Source organism: Burkholderia sp. E168m22 (assembly GCF_001319805.1).
GTDB lineage: Bacteria > Pseudomonadota > Gammaproteobacteria > Burkholderiales > Burkholderiaceae > Burkholderia > Burkholderia orbicola.
Genome location: NZ_BBSK01000143.1, coordinates 65,886 through 85,309, shown reverse-complemented (window position 1 = coordinate 85,309; position 19,424 = coordinate 65,886). Strand labels below are relative to the sequence as shown.

The following is a 19,424-nucleotide window of genomic DNA, read 5'->3' as shown; positions in this document are numbered from 1 at the left end:
CGCTATGCGCACGACGCGAACAGCGTGCCCAGCGTGCCGACCGCGATCGCCACGCCGTACGGCAGCGTGCCGACCGATGCGATCTCGACGGGGCCGTCGTCGGCCTCGGCGCGCGCCGCCTGCGAGCGCCGCACGATCAGCGTGCGCACGTTCGTCCACATCTGGCGCATCCGCCCGCGCAGCAGCGCGTAGGCGATGGCGCCGATCCCGCCGGCCAGGAACGTGGCCAGCACGATGTAAAACGTCATTTCCGCGCCGACCCATGCGCCGATCGCGAGCATCAGCTTCACGTCACCCGCCGCCATGCCGCGCAACAGGTAGAACGGCAGCAGCAGGCCGAAGCCGGTCGCCGCGCCGGCGAGCCATCCGAGCACGCCCGCCGGCACGCCCTGCAGCAGGCACTGCGCGACCAGCGCGCCGGCCAGGCCGAGCAAGACGAGACGGTTCGGAATGCGACGGGTCGCGATGTCCGTGCTGGCCGCGGCGACCGCGAGCAGCGTCACGCACAACGGAACCGGGTAAGGCGGCGCAACGGGAAGCATGGCGAACCTCGCGTATCGAATCGGTGGATCAGGAAACCATGGACAACGCGGTGCTCACGGCGGCCGTCACGGCCGCGGCGATCATCTCGTACGCATCGCCGAGCGAGCCCTTCAGCGTGACGACGCTGCCCAGCACCGCGACGGCGAACATCGACGCGAGCAACGCATACTCGATCGACGTCACACCCTGTTCGTCGGCGATCCAGCCACGTGCGACACGCATGATGGTTTGCATGACGGTCTCCGGTTTCCGGTTGACGGAATCGCCGGGGACGGCTCGAACGCTGCACCAGCCGAGCCGTCCGCGGCACGGTCCATCAGATGGCTGCGACCGCCGAATCGAGGTCGTCCGCGATCGTGGTGAACACGGTCTTGAGGTCCTTGCCGACCGTCGACAGCGCGGCAATGATGCCGATGGCGATCAGCGCGGCGATCAGGCCGTATTCGATGGCCGTCACACCGTCTTCATCGCGGACGAAACGGCCGACTTGTTGAATGAACTTGGACATGATGATCTCCTTGCGTAGTCACTTTCGAAGCCTGGCGCGCCGGCTGGATCGGATGATCCGGCATCGATACGTCGAGGCAGGTTGTTGATGCCGTGTGGTGCCGACGAACAATCCGGAGGGTCGTTCGTCGTACCGTTCGTCAAATGGCTGCTACGACCGAATCCAGATCGTCGGCGACCGTGTTGAAGACGGTCTTCAGATCCGTACCGACCGTCGTCAGCGCACCGACGATGCCGATCGCGATCAGCGCGGCGATCAGGCCGTATTCGATGGCCGTCACACCGTCCTGATCCTCGACGAACCAGGCGATCTTTTCGATGATTCTCGACATGAGCACTCTCCTTTCGGACTGCTATGAAATACCCTTCGTCGGTCAGGACGTCGGGGGCTGGCACCACCGGCACTACTCTGGAAATCGGCAACCGACGATCAGTCGCGGAAACGGGGTGGACCACCCCGGTCCGTGCGAACGGATATCGGCGAGACGGAGCATGAGAGACGCGTGTACGGTTCGACCGGCCGGATGAACCGGGCGAGTCGAGCGACCGGAACGGCACGACTGCCGTTCGACGCATGGAATTCGGTTGAACGAGAGATGAACTCCCGGCAAAGCTGCAATGTGTCTTTAACGCGGCTTGCGATCCGCGATGTGCTGTGGTCGTTCATTTTTATTCCCCATGTACCGCCATGCCGATTTCTTATTGCCCGGAAGCTATCGGGTCTCGTTGGTCGTTCGACGACGGTTGCCGCGGTTGATCGACCTGGAGCGGCGTATTCCCCGACGCGCTCCGGCCCGTCTTTTCCGCAGGTGATTCGCGAGCCGGTTCCTCTGCTGTTTGCCTGAACCGCCCGGTCGTCACGTCGTCGACTGCCGTGCCAACGCTTACGCAAAGAGCGGACCATCCCGGGCGGAATCGAGGCGCACCAAGGGTTCCGGCGATCCACACGGCCGCCCGTCAAACGCCCGGCAGCCGAAATGTTTCAACTTTGATATATGCGGTGCCGGCGAATGCAGCCGGCATGAAACGCCGTCGCCGCGCTGCACAAAGGGCCTAAAAAATTTTCTCGGGATTTTCCCGAACCCCGCGAGCCGCTCGGGCGTCGCGGGTCCGGCGGCACGCACAGCCGGTAAAAATCGCGGAATGTTTCAGGCCAGAAACACGAATCCCGGTAATGGCGTTTTCTCATACCAGAAATGGCGGTTTTCACCCGAATCGCTGAACACATTCAATGTCGGCCGACCGTGCGCGGTTTGCATCACGCGATTTTTTCTTCAACAATGAATTCACGGACAACGCCATTTCAGAGCGATCGATCCGCAGGCACGACAACATCAAACGGCTGCGACAGACCACGCGGCCACACGACAGACGGGGCATCATGTACACAGCCAATCGTGGAACGCGCGATCGCGCAATACGCTGTGCTCAATGGCTAACGGCGGACCGGATCATTCCGTACAGCTGCATCATGCTGATGCTCTTCGCTGCGCTGGTGATCGTCTGGGGCGTCGTCACCAACGGCTTCACGTCGAACGCCACGGCCCGCCCCGGCACCGACTTCTCGGTCTTCTGGACCGCATCGCATCTCGTGTTGCAAGGCCATGCCGCATCGGCCTACGACGCTTCGTCATTCGTGCAGGCCGAGTTCGCGCACTTCGGTGCGTTTCTCCAACACCGGCCGCTTCCCTGGCTCTATCCGCCGACGATGCTGCTGTTCATCGCGCCGGTTGCCCTCGTGCCTTTCCTGCCCGCTTACTTCCTCTTTTTCGCGGGCAGTCTTTTATGCTACGCGCTCGCCGTCTCGCGGTTGTCGGGACTGCGTGCGCATCTTCCCGTGCCGCGCGCCGCGATGGTGGTCGTCATCGCGTATTCGGCGGTGTGCATGTCCGCGCTGTTCGGTCAGAACAGCATCCTGACCGCCGGCCTCGCGGCACTCGCGCTGCATCTGCTCGGCAAGCGTCCGGTGCTCGCGGGCGTGCTGATCGGGCTGCTCGCGATCAAGCCTCAGCTCGCGGTCGTGTTCCCGTTCGTGCTGATCGCGACGCGTGCGTGGCGCACCTTCGCGGCCGCGGCGATCAGCGCGACACTGTTCGCCGCGGCCGGCGTCGCCCTGGCCGGCCCGGCCGCGCTGCACGGGCTGGCTCGTGCGATGTCGACGGTACGCGAGCAGCATTTCATGCTCGCGTCGTACTGGCTCGCGTCGCCGACGCCGTTCGCGGCGCTGCGGCTCGCGGGCGCACCGGTCGCCGCCGCGCTTGCCGCCCAGGCCGCGGTCGCGCTGCTCGCGATCGCCGCGGCCGTCAGCGTGTGGCGCCGTACGCACGACATGCGCCTGCGCGGCGCGGTGCTGGCGGTCGCCACGCTTCTGACGACGCCGTATCTGTGGCACTACGAACTGACGTGGCTCGGCATCGCCATCTTCTGTCTGATCGCGCACGGTCTCGACGAAGGCTGGCTCCCCGGCGACCAGGGCATCCTCGTGATCGCATGGCTGCTGCCGATCTTCGAGATGTTCAATCGGTTGATGAAGCTGCCGCAGATCGGGCCCGTCGTGCTGCTCGCGGTGCTGTTCGTCGTCGTGCGTCGTACGGCACTGGCGTCGCGAGGCAAGCAATGAAAGCGCCTTCGTTCGCCCGCCACGCGCATTCCGCCATCGACGTGCATCCTGAACTCCCGATCGCGGGCCCGCGCCGCCATCCGCACTGGCTCAATCGCGACCGCGTGCGCGTCTATGCGGCCGCCGTGCTACTGACGGAACTGCTGTTCATCGGCCTCTACCTGATCCGCGTGATCCTGTCGAAGCACGGCGTACTCGAACCGCTGTCTCCCGATTTCTCGCCGATCTGGAGCGCCGCGTGGCTCGCCGCGCACGGGCACGGCGCCGACGCGTGGCATTACGCCACGCTGTTCGCGATCGAAAAATCGGCGGTTCCGACGATCACGCTCGCAAACGGCACGCAGCCGTGGCTCTATCCGCCGACGATGCTGCTGCTCGTGCTGCCGCTCGGCTGGCTGCCGTACACGCTGGCGCTGGTGCTGTGGCTCGGCATCACGTATGCGCTGTTCGCTGCAACGATTCACGCGACCGTGCAACGCGATGCCGCGTGGCTGTGCGCGCTGGCGTTCCCCGGCGCATTCCTCACGGTGATCGTCGGACAGACCAGCCTCTTCACCGCGACGCTCGCCGCCGTCGGCCTGCTCGCGCTGAACCGCCGCCCCGTCTGCGCCGGGATCTGCTTCGGGTTGCTGACGATGAAGCCGCAGCTTGCGGTACTGTTCCCGCTCGCGCTGCTGTGTGCAGGCCAATGGCGCGCGCTGGCCGCATGGGCCGCGACGATCGCGGTCAGCGCCCTGCTCGCGACACTCGCGTTCGGCGTCGGCCCGTGGGTCGCGTTCGCGCACGTGATCGCCGACGTCTACGCCATCGTCGGCACCGGCCGTGCACAGCTCGCGCGCATGCCGACCCTGTTCGCGCTCGCGACGATGGCCGGCTGGCCCGCGCTCGTCGCGCGCGGCCTTCAACTACTGTCGGCGGCGGTTGCCGCGATCGCGGTCGTCTACGCGTGGCGCGGCGCGTGCTCGTACGCACTGCGCGCCGCGACTCTCGCGTGCGCATGCCTGCTCGTCAGCCCCTATCTGTACGACTACGACCTGACCTGGTACGGCATCGTGATCGCGTGGTACGCGCGCTATGCGTTGACGCGCGGCTGGCGCCGCTTCGACCGCGAATGGCTGATGCTGCTGTGGCCGATGCCGCTCGCGGGCCTCGCGGTCGTGCCGCACCTGTCGTTCCAGTTCATGCCGCTCGTGACGCTCGCGTCGCTCGCGCTGCTCGTCAGCCGGATCGCGCAGGAACGACGCGACGTGCCGTCGATGCCCGACGCGCGCGATACCTCGACCGAGACCGGGTTCGCCCATCCGTCCCGAGCACACCACCGCCCGGCGCACGGCATGCGCCGCACCGGCCGCCCGACGCTCGGCGCCGGCCGGTAAGACGACATCACAAGGGGAATCATCATGCGGGAATCCATCTACACGCCGCTCGTCTCGCTGGTCGTGCCGTTCTACAACGAAGGCGAAGCCGTCGAGCGCTTCTTCGACGTCGTGATTCCGTTGCTGAGCGCGATCGATGCGATCCGCTTCGAGATCGTCTGCGTGAACGACGGCAGCCGCGACGATACGCTGGAACGCCTGGTCCGGATCGGCGCCGCCGAGCGGCGCGTGCGCGTGATCGACCTGACCCGCAACTTCGGCAAGGAGGCCGCGCTGACGGCCGGCCTCGACGAAGCCGCCGGCGACGCGGTGATCCCGCTCGACGCCGACCTGCAGGACCCGCCGAGCCTGATCCCGGTGATGATCGAGCACTGGCGCGACGGCGCGGAGGTCGTCGCGGCGAAACGCAGCAACCGCGCGTGCGATTCGTTCGCGAAGCGCACCGCCGCCGCGCTCTACTATCGCGTGCACAACCTGCTGTCGGACGTGAAGCTGCCGGAGAACGTCGGCGATTTCCGGTTGATGGACCGCAAGGTCGTGAACGCGCTGCGCAACCTGCCCGAGCGGCACCGCTTCATGAAAGGGCTGTTCGCGTGGGTCGGCTACAAGACCGTGATCGTCGAATACCAGCGCGATCCGCGCAGCGCCGGACACTCGAAATTCTCCGGCTGGAAGCTGTGGAATTTCGCGCTGGAAGGCATCACCAGCTTCAGCACCGTGCCGCTGCGCAGCTGGACCTACATCGGCGTCGGCATCGCGGCGCTCGCGTTCGTGTACGGCGCGTTCATCATCCTGCGCACGCTGCTGTTCGGCAACCCGGTGCTCGGCTACGCGTCGCTGATCTCGGTCACGCTGTTCATCGGCGGCATCGAGCTGATCGGAATCGGCGTCGTCGGCGAATACGTCGGGCGGATCTACGACGAATCGAAGCAACGGCCCGTCTACCTGATCCGCCGCCGCTACCAGGCGCACGGCAAGGTGATCGAACTGCCGGTCGCGCGCGACGCACGCCGGCAGCCGGCTCGCCGGCGCGCGCAGCCGGTCCGGGCGCGCATCGGCGCGCGCTGACCCGCGCTCGCCATGAGCACACTGCTCCAGGCCGAGCGCACGCGGCTCGTGCGCTTCGGCGTGTCCGGGCTCTGCTCGACCGCGATCCATGTGCTGGTCGCGACGGCGCTGTTCGCGCGCCTCGATGCGGCGCCGGTGACCGCGAACGCGATCGCATTCCTCTGCGCCACCGCATTCTCGTACCTGGCGAATACGCTGTGGAGCTTCTCGTCGACGGTGCGCACCCGCAACGCGATACGCTTTCTCGCGGTCATGCTCGCCGGGTTCGTCGAAACGATGCTCATCGCGCGCGCCGCCGAGGCGCTGGATGCACCGCGGGCAATGGGCGTCGTCGCGATCGCGCTGCTGATCCCGCCGACGACGTTCGTGCTGCACCGGCTCTGGACCTACCGGTAAGCGCCCCTTCTTCCGTCCCCGCACATCATCGGCCAATCAATTAACAGATTCAATTTCGTGATATTCATGTCACGCATCGAATCGATTGATTCCGATTTTAAAATTAACTCGATAAATCATTTTATCGACCTGTTTACCTTTACAGCTTCCACGTTTAACCAAACGGGATAATCTGCATTCGCCGTCGCTTCTGCATATGTCGATACCGGCGAAAAGCCTTGCAGCACAAGGCGATGGCCGCCGCACGAAGCAATTCGCGCAACGATAAGTCCCATTACTTCAAACGGGAGCTTCTATGTCACGCGTTACCGATGTGCTCGTTTCGTTCGATACCGAAACCATTCTCAAAAAATATCCGAATCCCAGCAAGAATCCGGCGGCGCCGACGCTGATCGACTGGCGCTACGTCTACATGGTGACCAACCAGGACAACGTCATTTCCGGGCAGGCGGGCGGCGAGCTCGACCTGAAGGCGCAGGTCGGCGACCTGATCCGCTGGCGCGAAACGAGCCTGTCGCTGGGCTTCGAAAACCAGGTGGTGTTCTACAAGTTCATCGGCAACGTCGGCAACGACCTGATCTCGACGCCGACGCCGCGGGTCGCGGAAGCGTCGATCCCGGTGCCGAACACCAGCAAGCCGGAAGTGCCGACGTGTCAGAAGGTCGCGAACTACTACTGGTCGTCGGAATGCCTGAAGGTCGGCCGCGTGACCTACCACTTCCAGTTCCAGATCATCGATCGCAATTGCCAGAGCCAGGGTTGCTTCTCGTGGGACCCGTTCATCTCGATCCATAACTGATCGCGGCATGCGGGCGGCCGCCCGACGGCTGCCCGCGCCGCTCCCTTGTTGCGGAGGAGGTGCTCATGTCTGGTGTTCGTTGCGATGCGCTCGCGATCGTCGACGCCGTCACGCTGCTGTCGGCCTACCCCGATGCGAGCCGGGACGCCGACGTGCCGACCGTGATCGACGGCCGGCACATCTACGTGTTGAGCCCCGGCGACGCCGGGCAGGTCAGCCACAACGACAACCGGCTCTTCGCCGGCCTGTCGCCGGGCGACCAGCTTCGTCTGCGCGAAACCGCGCTGGCGCTGCGTGCGGAGGTCACCGTGCTGTTCGTCCGGTTCGCGCTGAAGGACGCGGGCATCGTCACGCCGCTCGAAGCGGAAATCCGTGACGCCGCCACGCCGGTGCCGGACGGCGATGACCTGCTGCATCCGTCGTGCCGGCCGATGAAGGACCATTTCTGGCACAGCGAGGTGCTGGCCCCGGGCACCACCACGTGCACGGCCGATTTCGCCGTGCTCGATCGCGACGGCGCCGTATCGGGCTACTTCCGCTGGGAAACGACGATCGAGATCGCCGGTAGCCGGCCGGACACGAAACGGCCCGACGTCAAACCGTAGCCGGATCGCAACCGCCGTTTCACGTTGCAGTGAAACAGTGGCCGTTCGCCCGAACCTCGCCATGTGCCGTCGTCAGGTGCGCGGCAGCCCCGGCGGATTGGTCTGCGAGCGCTCGATCGCCTCGGCATCCAGTTGCCAGTGATCCAGCGCCTTCCGGTAGCTGCCGTTCGCGATCAGCGCATTGATCGCGAGCGTCAGCGGATCGGCGAGGCCGCTGCCCTTGCGGGTCGTGATCGCGATATCCGCGGTGCGCGGCCAGCCGCCGCTGACGGTACCGATCAGTTTCGCATCGCCGCGCAGCGACGCCTGGTACGCGAGCATCGAATTCACGCTGAAGATCGTGTCGACCCGGCCCGACTGCAGCGCGACCCAGCGCTCGGCCGCATCCGCGTAATACTGGATCTCGACCGGCGCGAGGCCGCGCGCGACGTTCTGCCGGTTCCATTCGAGCAGGATCTTTTCCTGGTTCGTGCCCGAATCGGTCACGACGCGCAGCCCCGCGACGTCCTTCGGCTCGCGGATCGCGGCCAGCTTGCTGCCGGTCTTCACGTAGAAGCCGAGCTGGTCCTTCCGGTAAGTCGAGAAATCGAACTTCTCCTTGCGCTGCTCGGTCACCGTCACGTTCGAAATCACCGCATCGACCTTGCCGGACTGCAGCGCAAGCGGCCAGTCGGCCCACGCGAGCGGCACGATCTTCAGCTTGCGGCCGACGCTGTCCGCGATCAGTTGCGCGAGATCGGGATCGAAGCCGACCACCGTGCGTGCGTCGGTCGCATAGGTGCTGAGCGGCGGCAGGTTCGGCGCGATGCCGATCGTCAGCGTGTTCGCTTCGGCGAACCGGAAGCCGGCCGGCAGCGCCTGCTCGACGGCCGGGTTTACGGCGCCGCGCTGCCGGGCCGGCTGCTCGGGGCTCAGGTCGAACGATGCAGCGTGCGCGGCGACGGCGCTCCCGGCGATCAGCGCGGCGGCCAGCACACGGGCGATGCGTGTAACGGCAAAGGCGGGTCTGCTCATGTCTTGTGGAATCCTGTTTTTATTCGAGGATGCTTGGAGTGAGTGCGGGCAGCAGGCCAGCGCCGGCCGCTGCCCCACCGGGTCGATCACGCAGGCGTCGCTTCGAGTTCGACCGCGGCCGCACGTTGCGGCGCCGGTTGCACGACGGGCGACGGCTGCCTCGCCTGCACCGACTCGCCCGCATACAGCGCCTTCGGGTCGAACACACGCGCCTGCAGCGGCGTGAACGCGCGGAAATTCCACAGGCTGCGCGCGACGAACACGCGCTGCACCCAGCGAAACGCGCGGTCGTTCTCGTCGTACTGAGGATCGAAGCGGTCGCGCGAATGCAGCGTGAAGTGATTGTTGATCAGCACCAGCTTGCCCGGCGACACCTGCACGCCGAACGACACCTCGCGCACCGCGCGATACAGGTTGGCCAGCGCTTCCTGCGCGCGCGTGTTGACCGCCAGCACCATGTCCGGATAGAACGCGACCGTCACGCGCGGCGCATCGAGCGGCCCCGACAGCACGGCGCTCAGGTCGGTGTTGTCGCGCGGCGTGGGCGCCGCGCCGCGCCACCGGTACGGCACGCGGATGATGTAGTGCTCGCCGTAGAGTTGCGCGATGTCGTCCGGCGACAGCAGTTGCAGCGCACGGCGCGCATCGGCGAGCCGCGTGTACGGGCCGCCGCCGGCCTCGCTGCGTACGCCGAGCAGCAGCAGCGCGAACGGCGACGTGTCGCCTTCCGGCATGTGCGCCTGCGCGGCGTTCTCGATATGAAAGTCGAGCTCGACCTCCGAGCCGAGGCCCGTGTAGTCGCGCGCGGTCGCCTTGTGCGGCGTCAGGTTGTTCACCAGCTCGCGGCCCTCGTGTGCGATCGAATAGGGTTCGCCGGCCAGCGTGCTCAACGCGACCAGCACGTTCTCGCTCAGCACGCCGGCCTTGAACGAGCGGCCGGTTTCCTCGAACCGCGGGCTGCCCTTCACGTCGTCGTCGATCGGCAGGTTGTCGATCTCGATCGAGCCGTGCGCGTCCGCGGTCGGTGCCTTGGCACGATCGAATGCGTCGACGATCCGGTCGGGAAACGCGTTGTAGGCCAGCTTGCGGACTGCGCTGATATAGCCTGCGCCGCCGGCCGGGTCGTAGGCCAGCGCGCCGAGCGTCTGGCGAATGTGAGCGGATTCCGCTGCCGTCAAAGCGATGCGTGCATCTGCGAGATAGGTCATAGGTCTCTCGTATAAAGATCCGGTTCGAAGAGCGGCGTGGCACACCGCCGCGCTCCGCCGTCCTCGGGGCGAAGCGCTCGACAAGACTAGGAGACCGTCATTGCATTGCGAAATGATATTAATTCGATTGCAAACAAAAATTATCGATATAAGTTCAGCAATCCGCGCGGAACCGGTTCACGTCCCTGGCGTCATCCCTTAACACGAATACTTGTTAAAAAATCGCTGCTTATTATTTGTACTCGCCAACGGGTCGATGCTAGTTTTCTGTCGGATTCGACGATGCGGCCAGCGCCCGACGGGCAGCCGGCTTCCTTCATCCGCCATACGGAAACCGCCCGATGAATCGATACCGCCTGCCGCCGCATACCTGCCGCACGCCCCGGGAGCCACGATGAGCGACCGTGCCCCGACGCTCGACCGCATCGACCGCGGCGACCACATGCCGACCGCCGCCGCTGATTCACGCCGCACGTCGCTGCGCGCGATCTTCCCGACCGTCGCGGCCGCGAGCCTCGGCTTCGCGATCGTCCAGCTCGACGTGACCGTCGTCAACGTCGCGATTCCGAGCCTCGGCCACGCGTTCGGATCGAGCATCCACGGGCTGCAGTGGATCGTCGATGCGTACACGCTGTCGTTCGCCGCGCTGCTGCTGACCTCCGGCACGCTGGCCGACCGCTTCGGCAGCCGCCGGCTGTTCGCGTACGGCCTTGCGCTGTTCCTGCTCGCGTCGCTCGGTTGCGCGCTCGCGCCGTCGCTGGTCACGCTGGTCGCCGCGCGGGTCGCGCAGGGCGTCGGCGCCGCGATGATCCTGCCCACGTCGCTCGCGCTCATCACCCATGCCTGCGCCAACGATGCCGCCGCCCGCGTGCGAGCCGTCGCGTGGTGGAGCGCGACGGGCGGCGCGATCAGCGCGGCCGGGCCGACGCTCGGCGGCCTGCTGATCGATTCGCTCGGCTGGCGCGCGATCTTCTTCATCAACCTGCCGATCTGCGCGCTCGGACTGTGGCTCACGCTGCGCCACGTGCGGGATTCGGCCGCCGCGCGCACGCGGCTGTTCGATCCGGCCGGCCAGTTCGTCGCGGTGCTCGTGCTCGGGCTGCTGACGGGCGGGATCATCCGGGCCGGCGCGCATGGGTTGGGTGACCCGTATGCGGCCGGCGCGCTGATCGCGTCAGCCGTACTCGGCGTGTTGTTCGTCGCGATCGAACGGCGCGTGGCCGCGCCGATGCTGCAGCTCGCGTTGTTCCGGCTCCCGCGCGTGCCGGGCGTGCTCGCGATCGGCGCGGTCACGAATGCGGCGTTCTACGGGCTGATCTTCTCGCTCAGCGTCTATTTCCAGAACGCGTGCGGCTTCACGGCGACCGAATCGGGGCTCGCGCTCGCGCCGCTCACGATCATCATGCTCGCCAACATCGCAAGCGCGCGGCTCGCGGTCCGCTACGGCTTCCGCGCGACCGTCATCATCGGCCTCGCCGTCTCGCTCGCCGGCTACGTGTGGCTGTGGCAAACGCTCGCCGCGCACACACCGTACCTGCTGTTGGCGCCCGGGCTCGCGGCGATGGCGATCGGCGGCGGCATCGCGATTCCCGCGCTGACGTCGACGATGCTCGGCAGCGTCGAGGCCGGCCGTTCGGGCACCGCGTCCGCGATCCTCAATACCGCGCGCCAGGTGGGCGCCGCGATCGGCGTCGCGGCACTCGGCGCGCTGGTCGCCGGCCAGGGCGCGGCAATCGTGGCCGGTGCGGCACGTGCGTTTGTCATCGCGGCCGTGCTCGTCGCGATCTGTGTCGTGCTGGCGGTACGCTGGCCCCGCGACGCATCCGCTACCGGCACGCGGGCCTGAGCGCGCCGTCGCCCGACCTCCTTCAACCGATCCCCATCCGAGCGAGGAATCCATGCAGCATCGCTTCATCGATACCGTCCTGATCGTCGACGGCGCGTCGACCGCCGCCTACCTGGCCCCCGCGTTTCGTGCATACGGCATTCGTTGCGCGCATGTGATCAGCGACCCCGATCTGCCGGAAATCTACCGGAACCAGTTCGTGCCATCCGACTACATCCGCCAGGTCCAGCATCGCGGCGACATCGACGCGACACTCGCGCAACTGAGCGATCTGCGGATCGGCGCCGTGCTGCACGGCCTCGATGCGGCGCTGGAGCTGGCCGACACGCTGGCCGAGCGGCTCGACGTGCCGTCACGCAACCCGCTCGCGACCTCCGCCGCGCGGCGCGACAAGTTCGCGATGAACGAACGCATTCGCCAGGCCGGGCTGCGCGCGCCGGCGCACTTTCACAGCACGTCGGTCGATGAGGCGCTCGATTGGGCACGCGCGCACGGCACGCTGCCGCTCGTCGTGAAGCCGGCGCGCAGCGCGGGCGTGGCCGGCGTGAAGATCTGCCGGACGCTCGCGCAGGTCGAGGCCGCCGCGCGCGACGTGCTGGCCACCCGTTCGCTGTACAACCAGCCGAACGACGACATCGTGATCCAGAGCTATTCCGAGGGGCAGGAATACATCGTCGACTCGGTATCGTTCGAAGGCCGGCACCGCGTGGTCAGCCTGTGGGAAGTGCATCGCGACCGCACGCACGCGCCGCGGCTCGACAAGATGCTGGTGCTGAACCACGCCGACCCGCGCTACGCCCCGCTGCTCGACTACGCGGCCGACGTGCTCGACGCGCTCGACGTGCGTTTCGGGCCGACCCACCTGGAGCTGTTCGATACGGCCGACGGCCCGACGATCGTCGAGCTGAACGCCCGGCTGCACGGCAGCCTCGATCCGCGGCTGACGAGTGCGGTCAGCGGCGAGAATCACGTGTCGGCCGCCGTCGAAGCGGTGCTGCATCCGGAGCGGCTGTTCGGCGACGTCACCGCGCCGACGGATTTTCGCGGGTACTGCGGGCACGTGCTGCTGCTGTCGTCGCGCAACGGCGTGCTGCGGCAGGATTTCACGTGGCAGGCGATCCAGGCGCTGCCGTCGTTCGTCGGGCTCAAGCAGTGGATCAAGGTCGGCGACACGCTGCGCGTGACCACCGACCTGCAGACCGCGCTCGGCACGGTCGGCCTGTACAGCCCGACCTTCGAGCGGCTGCTCGAGGATTGCCGGCGGATTCGCGAGATCGAGGCCGATTTCTTCGCGGACGAAGGCGCGGTTGCGCCGGCCTAGGGCGTGTATCAGCGCGCGAGCAGCGCCCCCGCCTGCCGGCCGAGCACCGCGCGCAACGCGTCGAGCTCGGGCAAGGCAGGCGCTTCGTCGGGCGTGACGAGGTAGGTGGTCACGCTGTCGAGATCGTCGAACGCATGCGTGCGCACTTCCTTGCGCGCCACATGTTCGGTCGTGATCCGCTTCGGCAGGATCGCGACGCCCATCCCGGCCGCCACGCAGCCGAGGATCGCGCCGAACGTGCCGAACGACGACACCGATTCGATCGCGATGCCGCGCGCCTTCAGCCAGTGCTCCGCGACCGCGCGATACGGGCAGCCATCGTGAAACGCGAGCAAGCGCACCGTGTTGTCGGCCAGCAGTTGCCGGCGCGTGACGGTCGCCGCGCTCACCAGCACCATGTCTTCCGCGAACGCGGGCTCGTAACGCAACCCGGGCCGGACCACCGCCCGTGCGGTCAGCGCCGCGTCGATCCGGCCGCGCAGCAGCGCCTCGGCCAGATCCGGCTCGCTGCCGATCTGCACCGCGAGGCCGAGCGCCGGATCGCGTTCCTTCAGCGCGGCGGCCAGCGCCGGCAGCCGCGTGGCGGCCGTGCTTTCCATCGAACCGAGCCGGAAGCTGCGGGCAACCGGCGTTTCGCGCACCACCTGCGTCGCCTCGTCGACGAGGCGCAGGATGCGATCGCAATACGGAATCAGCCGGCGCCCGGCATCGTTCAGCACCAGCCGCTTGCCGTGCCGGTCGAACAGCGGCGCGTCCAGCGACTCCTCGAGCTGACGCAGCCGCGCGGTGACGTTCGATTGCGTGCAGCCGAGCCGTTCGGCCGCACGCAACGCGCTGCCTTCCTGCACGACGGCCCGGAAAGTTTCGAGCAGAGGGATGTTCATATCGATTTCTCTTGTTACTGATTCAGTTTATATCATTTTACTTCGCCCATCATCCGGATTAGCCTAGGGCATGTTCCGAGGAATCCGCATGCCATCTGCTGCCTGCTCCGGCTTTACGTCCGTTCGCCGCCCGCCCGAGGTTCGTCCGTGCGTGCACTGATCGCCGCGCTGGTGCGGCGCGGTCCGACCGTGCTCGCGTGCGGCGTCGGCCTCGGGCTGCTGGTGCCGCCACTCGCGGCGCTCGCGCGGCCGCTGATGCCCGTTACCGTGTTCGTGTTCGTGCTCGGCACGCTGCTGCGCGTCGAACCGAGCGCCGTGCGCGCGGTCGCGCGACGGCCCGCGGTGTCGCTGCTGCTGCCCGCGATGACGATGATCGCGTGCCCGGTCGCGCTCGGCATCGCCGCGCGGCTCGCCGGCCTGCCGTACGACTGGGTCGTGGCACTGGTGATCGCCTACTGCGCGCCGCCGTCGAGCGGCACGTCGACGATCGCGCGGATGCTGTCGCTCGACGCCAGTGTCGCGCTCGTCGCGACCCTCGCGTCGATGGTGTTCGTGCCGCTGACCGCGCCGCTGCTGACCGCCTGGTTCAGCCACGACGCGGCGGTGTCGATCTCGCCGTCGAGCCTCGCGCTGCGGCTCGCGCTGCTGATCGGCAGCGCCGAGGGCGTCGCGCTGCTCGTGCGGCGCTTTGCGGGCGCACGGCTCGCGCGCCATGCGACACCGATCGACGCCGTCGTCGTCGTCGCGCTGCTCATATTCGCGCTCGGCACGATGGCCGGCATGCAGCAGTCGATCATCGATGCCCCGCACCGCGCGTTGACCGCGATCGCCCTCGCGTTCGTCGTCAACGCGGGTTTTCAGCTCGTCGCGTACGGGCTCACGCCCGGCGACGTCCGCACGCGCCTGAACGTCGCGCTGATCGTCGCCAATCGCAACGTCGGGCTGATGTGGGCCGCGCTCGGACTGGCCGCGACACCGACCATGACGCTCGTGTTCGCGTGCGCGCAGTTGCCGATCTATACGCTGCCGCGCGTCGTCCAGCATCTGCTGCCGCGCCTCGAGGCGCAGCGCCTGCGCCGGCGCGCACGCTAGCCGGCTTCCCCCTTCCGCCCTCGATCAAGGATTCCTCATGAAGCGACTCATCGTGATCGGCGCACGCGCCACCGGCAGCAGCGTCGCGCTGGTGCGCGCCGCCGTCGCACGCCGGGTGGCCGTGACCGTCATCACCACGCCCGGCCATCGTCTCGACGGCGTGTTTCCCGACGACGTCGAGACGGTCAACCTCACGCCCGACGCCGGGCAGCTTGCCGGCTGGCTGCGCGCGCGCTTTCCGGACGAACTCGACACGCTGCGCGTGACAACCGCGCACGATACCTATGCGCGCACCGCGGCATGGGTCGCCGATGCGCTCGGGTTGCCCGGTCCCGATGCGCGGCACGTCGCGTATGCGGTGTCGAAGTCGAACCAGAAAGCGCTGCTCGCCGAGCACGGCATCCCGGCCGCGCAGTTCGTCGCGGGTACGCTGGCCGCGCCGGCGGCGCTCGCGGCGGCGGCTGCTCCGTTGCGCTTCCCGGTCGTCGTCAAGCCGTCGGAAGGCTCCGCGAGCGACGGCGTGCGCCGCTGCGAGGACATCGCCGCCGTGCGCGCACAGCTCGACACGCTCGCCGCCGCCGCGCAGGCCGACGCACCCGAGCTTGCGACCGAACGCGTCGTCATCGAGGAATTCCTGGCGGGCAGCGAATATTGCGTCGAGTATTTCGACGGCCGCTACGTCGGCGCGCTGCGCAAGCTGAAGCGGCATGGTGCCGGTTTTCTCGAGCGCGGGTATACGTCGGAACTCGATCTCGACGCCGACACGCTGCGCGCGCTGATCGACGTCGGCACGCGCGCGACGGCCGCCGCCGGGCTCACGTGGGGGCCCGTGCATCTCGACTGCATCGTGCATGATGGCGTGCCGCACGTGATCGAACTGAATCCGCGCATCGCGGGCAGCTTCATCTGCGACATCGTGCGCGACGGCTACGGTTTCAACGTGGTCGAAGCGTTGCTCGACAAGCTCGACGGAAAGGCGGTGACGATCCCCGAGCTGTTCGAGCCGCATGCGTATGCGCGCGCCGAATTCCTGCTCGACAGCGATCCCGGCGCGTGGCGTTTCGCGCGGGGCGGGGAGATCGACGACGGGGCGGTCAGGATCAGCTACGGGCCGCAAGTGCTGCCCGATCGCGAGCGGCGTGCATTTCTTTATGTGCGAGTTGCGTTGCCGGCAGCGCACGGTGCGGCGGACGACGCGGGGCCGGCGGCTGAGCGCCGCGAATTGAAGTCGACTACCGAGTCAGCCTGACTTCAGGTGAGCGTGGTTTGCTTGCGCCGGCGGGAGGCGTCCCGCGCCAGAAGAAAAACACGAGCGCGCCTGCGATCGCCTGCGCTACGACGACGAATGCGACGCAGCCCACCCAGCCCCACCGATTCCATGCGGGAACGGGCAGGATCGAGCCGAGACTGCCGCCAAAGTAATAGAAGGACAGGTAGACGCCGATCGCCGTCGATCTTGCACCCGGTGCCGCGCGCGAGATGAACGCATTGGCCGACGCCTGCTCGACGAACACCGCGGTCGAACTGAGCGCGAGACCGGTCAGGATCGCTGCGACACTGCCCGACAAGGTCAGCAATGCACCGACCATCGCGAGCCCGGTCGCCGCGAGCGCGAGATCGCGCGGGCCGCGTTTCGCCGCGACGCGGCCCGCGAGCGGCGTGACGACGACCGCGACGAGAAACACCGCATAGATCGCGCCGATCTCGACCGTATTGAAGCCAAATGGCGCGCGGGCCAGCCGCAGTCCGACGAAGGTGAACGTCGCGACCTGCGAGGCGAGCACGCATGCGCCGACCAGAAACGAGGCCAGCAGCGGGCCGCGCGTCAGGAGCTTCCAGCGCGGTATCGACGCTCCCTCGCCTTCCGGACGCGCGGCGCCGGACGACGGCAGGCACGCGTGGATCGCGAGGCCCGTTGCGAGACACAGGAACGCGATGAAATCGAGCGCGTGACGCCAGCCGAACCCGGACGTCAGCACGTTGGTCACGAAGCGTCCGGCGAAGCCGCCGAGTGTCGTGCCGGCGACGAAGAGTGCGCTGACCTCCGTCGCCGCGTCGTGGCTGAAGATCTCGCCGATGCAGGCGATCGAGATCGCGAAGATGAACGGCATCAGCATGCCCGCCGCAAAGCGGGCGGCGAGGAACGATGAGAAGCTCGCCGCGTGTGCCGACCACACGACGGGAAGCACACACGCCACGGCAGCCCACGAAATCACCGTTCGGCGATCGAAGCGGGCAGCCAGCGCACCGACGAACGGCGCGATAATGGCAACCGCCAACGTGGTGGCGCTGATGCCCTGGCCTGCTCGTTCCGCGCTCACGTTGAAGGCCGCGGCGAGTTCGTGCAGGATGCCCTGCGTCGAATAGAGATTGAGAAAAGCCGCGAAGCCGCACAGGAAAAATGCGAATCGGATGGTTCTGTTGCCCACTGGTGACGCCCTCTCTGATGTGGGTGACAGTCTGACGAGTGGACGACACGCGTGCCAATACTGATTTCGTGGCCATTGATACCGAAACGACAAGAATGCTCGACCTACGCCGCCTCCGCTATTTCGTGACCGTCGCCGAAGAATTGCACTTCGGACGCGCGGCGTTGCGTTTGCGTATCGCCCAGCCGCCGTTGACGCGCCATATCGCCGCGCTGGAAGCCGACCTCGGTATCCGGCTGTTCGAACGATCGACACGTGCGGTGCAGCTCACGCCGGCAGGCGCGCTGTTCCTCGAACACGCGAGGAGCGTCATTCATGCAGTCGACGAGGCGGAGGCAACGGCGCGCAAGATGGCGCAAGGTGTGGTCGGTCGCGTCGTGATCGGCTATGCGAGTTCCATTCCGATGTCCGACGCGTTTTCGGACATCATCCGCAATGCGAGCCGCAGCATGCCGGAAGTCGAGCTGGCGTTTCGGGAAGTATCGACCGCCACTCAGCGCCAGCAGATCGCCGACGGCACGATGGACGTCGGATTCGGCTGGTCAGCGGCGAAGGCACCCGGGGAGCGCATCCGGTCCCTCGTCGTGTCGCGGGAGTCGCTCGCCGCCGCGGTTCCCGCCCGGAGCAAATACGCGGACAAGGCGACGATCGAGTTCCGTGAACTGGTCAAGGAGAACTTCGTCACGTTTCCCGCGGGTTACGGTTCCGCGCTGAACGCCGCGCTCGAGGATCTGTGCGCGCAAGAGGGCGTTACGCCGCGGACAGGGCCGACCGCATCGCAGATCACGACGCTGGTGTCGCTGGTGGCCGCGGAACGCGGCGTCGCCATCGTGCCCGGCTTCACGTCGACGTTGCAACGCTCGGGCGTCGCTTACGTGCCGCTGGCGAGGCCGCACGTTCTCGAATTGGTCGTTACGTGGTCCGAACCGTTCTCGTCGAGCTGCGTCGAGCAGTTCATCGAGTTTGCCAGGTCGATCACGCGCGGCTAGGTCCTGTTGACACAAGCCCCGATCACCCGAGCGGAAAATACGTGACATCCGGCGCGAACGGCGCATTCAACGCAATGGCGACCACGTCTCCGGCAAGCCGATCGTCGACGTCGCCCTTTCGATCTGTTCCGGACCGCCGGCCGGAGGCCACAGGCCCTCCGCGTAGTGCCGCTTTCGCAACGCCATGCGTTCTTCCAGGCTTGAGAATCCCCAAATGTGCGTGATGCGCGGCGGTCCATCGAGCGCGTACAGATTGCAAACGAGATGCGACGTATAGGCTTTGGCCGGGCCCACCGCGCGTTCCCACGCGGAAATGGTCGGCGCAATACCGCCGGCTTTCAGCCAGTAGCGGCGAATTTCATAGAAATCGCCCAATGCCGCCGGTTCGATGTCGGGTAGAAAAGGAAAAAGTGCATAGCTTTCCATCGTCAATCGAACGGACGCGCTTTCAATGCCGAAAGGTCGCTCGGCGCGCAATGCCCGATCGCGTTCATGCTGCAATGCATCCATCGTCTCGAAGCCACGCAGCACGACGACCCGCGATAGCTCACCGATTTCCGTGCGCCATGCGCCGAGCAGCCTCCCGTGCGCGTCGGCATCCGACACCCAGTGATGCGCACGGCGGGACACCCTGTCCTGGTCCAGCAGCGGACACGACAACGTCGTGAGTTCATACGGCATATCTGCTCTCCTTTCGCTCGTCTATCGCACTGTATTTCCAAACCGG

General features: G+C 66.9%; 21 protein-coding genes. 12 read left to right on the top strand and 9 right to left on the bottom strand.

Annotated features, from left to right (window positions below):
• Positions 1 to 2: 2 nt before the first annotated feature.
• From AP428_RS31960 to AP428_RS31945, 4 genes are all read right to left on the bottom strand, one after another.
• Positions 3 to 542 carry a prepilin peptidase gene (locus tag AP428_RS31960; RefSeq protein ID WP_011549057.1) on the bottom strand — a complete coding sequence of 180 codons (540 nt, stop codon included), beginning with the start codon at positions 540 to 542 and terminating at the stop codon, positions 3 to 5.
• Between the two features lie 28 nt (positions 543 to 570).
• Positions 571 to 777 (bottom strand): Flp family type IVb pilin, encoded by a 207-nt coding sequence (locus AP428_RS31955; RefSeq protein WP_011549058.1) that lies wholly within the window; start codon positions 775 to 777, stop codon positions 571 to 573.
• 82 nt (positions 778 to 859) lie between these two features.
• Positions 860 to 1,051: a Flp family type IVb pilin gene (locus AP428_RS31950; protein ID WP_011549059.1), complete on the bottom strand. Its 192-nt coding sequence runs from the start codon at positions 1,049 to 1,051 to the stop codon at positions 860 to 862.
• A gap of 139 nt (positions 1,052 to 1,190) precedes the next feature.
• Positions 1,191 to 1,382, bottom strand: a complete 192-nt coding sequence (locus tag AP428_RS31945; protein WP_011549060.1) for a Flp family type IVb pilin — start codon at positions 1,380 to 1,382, stop codon at positions 1,191 to 1,193.
• A gap of 171 nt (positions 1,383 to 1,553) precedes the next feature.
• Here AP428_RS31945 and AP428_RS37025 point away from each other — a divergent pair, with 171 nt between their 5' ends.
• The 7 genes from AP428_RS37025 (at position 1,554) to AP428_RS31915 (ending at position 7,914) form a co-directional block, all read left to right on the top strand.
• Entirely contained in the window at positions 1,554 to 1,895 is a 342-nt protein-coding gene (locus AP428_RS37025; protein ID WP_125381216.1) for a hypothetical protein, read from the top strand.
• A gap of 536 nt (positions 1,896 to 2,431) precedes the next feature.
• The gene (locus AP428_RS31940) at positions 2,432 to 3,670 is read left to right on the top strand and encodes a glycosyltransferase family 87 protein (protein ID WP_011549062.1); all 1,239 of its coding nucleotides are present in this window, start codon (positions 2,432 to 2,434) and stop codon (positions 3,668 to 3,670) included.
• Positions 3,667 to 5,046 (top strand): glycosyltransferase family 87 protein, encoded by a 1,380-nt coding sequence (locus tag AP428_RS31935; RefSeq protein ID WP_011549063.1) that lies wholly within the window; start codon positions 3,667 to 3,669, stop codon positions 5,044 to 5,046. The genes AP428_RS31940 and AP428_RS31935 overlap by 4 nt, the downstream gene beginning before the upstream one ends.
• Positions 5,047 to 5,070: 24 nt before the next feature.
• Complete coding sequence (locus AP428_RS31930; RefSeq protein ID WP_011549064.1) at positions 5,071 to 6,114, top strand: glycosyltransferase family 2 protein; 1,044 nt, start codon at positions 5,071 to 5,073, stop codon at positions 6,112 to 6,114.
• Positions 6,115 to 6,126: 12 nt separating this feature from the next.
• Positions 6,127 to 6,510 (top strand): GtrA family protein, encoded by a 384-nt coding sequence (locus AP428_RS31925; RefSeq protein ID WP_011549065.1) that lies wholly within the window; start codon positions 6,127 to 6,129, stop codon positions 6,508 to 6,510.
• Positions 6,511 to 6,805: 295 nt separating this feature from the next.
• Entirely contained in the window at positions 6,806 to 7,309 is a 504-nt protein-coding gene (locus tag AP428_RS31920; RefSeq protein WP_006483191.1) for an inclusion body family protein, read from the top strand.
• 65 nt (positions 7,310 to 7,374) lie between these two features.
• Positions 7,375 to 7,914, top strand: coding sequence for an AidA/PixA family protein (locus AP428_RS31915; RefSeq protein WP_011549066.1), 540 nt, complete (start codon positions 7,375 to 7,377; stop codon positions 7,912 to 7,914).
• A gap of 72 nt (positions 7,915 to 7,986) precedes the next feature.
• Here AP428_RS31915 and AP428_RS31910 read toward each other — a convergent pair whose 3' ends face one another.
• Both AP428_RS31910 and AP428_RS31905 read right to left on the bottom strand, forming a co-directional pair.
• On the bottom strand, positions 7,987 to 8,928 hold the full coding sequence (locus AP428_RS31910) for an ABC transporter substrate-binding protein (RefSeq protein WP_011549067.1): 942 nt from the start codon (positions 8,926 to 8,928) through the stop codon (positions 7,987 to 7,989).
• A gap of 86 nt (positions 8,929 to 9,014) precedes the next feature.
• On the bottom strand, positions 9,015 to 10,136 hold the full coding sequence (locus tag AP428_RS31905) for a TauD/TfdA family dioxygenase (RefSeq protein WP_011549068.1): 1,122 nt from the start codon (positions 10,134 to 10,136) through the stop codon (positions 9,015 to 9,017).
• A 394-nt stretch (positions 10,137 to 10,530) separates the two neighbouring features.
• Here AP428_RS31905 and AP428_RS31900 point away from each other — a divergent pair, with 394 nt between their 5' ends.
• The gene (locus tag AP428_RS31900) at positions 10,531 to 11,982 is read left to right on the top strand and encodes an MFS transporter (RefSeq protein WP_011549069.1); all 1,452 of its coding nucleotides are present in this window, start codon (positions 10,531 to 10,533) and stop codon (positions 11,980 to 11,982) included.
• A gap of 52 nt (positions 11,983 to 12,034) precedes the next feature.
• A complete protein-coding gene (locus AP428_RS31895) occupies positions 12,035 to 13,303 on the top strand; it encodes an ATP-grasp domain-containing protein (RefSeq protein WP_054928647.1) in 1,269 nt (422 codons plus the stop codon).
• Between the two features lie 8 nt (positions 13,304 to 13,311).
• On the opposite strand, the gene AP428_RS31890 is transcribed toward AP428_RS31895, so the two are convergent.
• Entirely contained in the window at positions 13,312 to 14,187 is an 876-nt protein-coding gene (locus AP428_RS31890) for a LysR family transcriptional regulator (protein WP_011549071.1), read from the bottom strand.
• 147 nt (positions 14,188 to 14,334) lie between these two features.
• Between AP428_RS31890 and AP428_RS31885 the strand changes: the two genes are divergently transcribed.
• Complete coding sequence (locus AP428_RS31885; RefSeq protein WP_011549072.1) at positions 14,335 to 15,279, top strand: hypothetical protein; 945 nt, start codon at positions 14,335 to 14,337, stop codon at positions 15,277 to 15,279.
• A gap of 37 nt (positions 15,280 to 15,316) precedes the next feature.
• Positions 15,317 to 16,528, top strand: a complete 1,212-nt coding sequence (locus AP428_RS31880; RefSeq protein ID WP_011549073.1) for an acetyl-CoA carboxylase biotin carboxylase subunit family protein — start codon at positions 15,317 to 15,319, stop codon at positions 16,526 to 16,528.
• Here AP428_RS31880 and AP428_RS31875 read toward each other — a convergent pair.
• A complete protein-coding gene (locus AP428_RS31875) occupies positions 16,512 to 17,708 on the bottom strand; it encodes an MFS transporter (RefSeq protein WP_011549074.1) in 1,197 nt (398 codons plus the stop codon). The two genes, AP428_RS31880 and AP428_RS31875, sit on opposite strands and share 17 nt — an antisense overlap.
• A 95-nt stretch (positions 17,709 to 17,803) precedes the next feature.
• Here AP428_RS31875 and AP428_RS31870 point away from each other — a divergent pair, with 95 nt between their 5' ends.
• On the top strand, positions 17,804 to 18,697 hold the full coding sequence (locus AP428_RS31870; protein ID WP_054928646.1) for a LysR substrate-binding domain-containing protein: 894 nt from the start codon (positions 17,804 to 17,806) through the stop codon (positions 18,695 to 18,697).
• A gap of 66 nt (positions 18,698 to 18,763) precedes the next feature.
• On the opposite strand, the gene AP428_RS31865 is transcribed toward AP428_RS31870, so the two are convergent.
• Positions 18,764 to 19,378 carry an NIPSNAP family protein gene (locus AP428_RS31865; protein ID WP_011549076.1) on the bottom strand — a complete coding sequence of 205 codons (615 nt, stop codon included), beginning with the start codon at positions 19,376 to 19,378 and terminating at the stop codon, positions 18,764 to 18,766.
• Positions 19,379 to 19,424 lie beyond the last annotated feature (46 nt).